The sequence below is a fragment of the Klebsiella sp. H-Nf2 genome, assembly GCF_002806645.1.
In the GTDB taxonomy this organism is placed as follows: Bacteria; Pseudomonadota; Gammaproteobacteria; order Enterobacterales; family Enterobacteriaceae; genus Klebsiella; species Klebsiella variicola.
Window position 1 is genome coordinate 1 of the sequence record NZ_PIBL01000047.1, and the last position, 291, is coordinate 291.

Below are 291 nucleotides of genomic sequence, written 5' to 3' on the forward strand. Positions count from 1 at the left end.
GCTTAGTCGCTTAACCTCACAACCCGAAGATGTTTCACTTCTGATTGCGAAAATTTGAGAGACTCGAACACACTTAAACAGTGTGTCGTTTCAATTTTCAGCTTGATCCAGATTTTTAAAGAGCAAATATCTCAAACATCACCCTAAGATGAGTTTTGAGATACATCGGCACGCGTCTTTCACTCACGAACCAGCAAGTGGCGTCCCCTAGGGGATTCGAACCCCTGTTACCGCCGTGAAAGGGCGGTGTCCTGGGCCTCTAGACGAAGGGGACACTGAAGTCTCAATCGC

1 tRNA gene is annotated in these 291 nt (G+C 47.4%); it reads right to left on the reverse strand.

Annotated features, from left to right (window positions below):
* Positions 1 to 198 precede the first annotated feature (198 nt).
* Positions 199 to 274, reverse strand: a tRNA-Glu gene (locus CWM58_RS27950).
* Positions 275 to 291 lie beyond the last annotated feature (17 nt).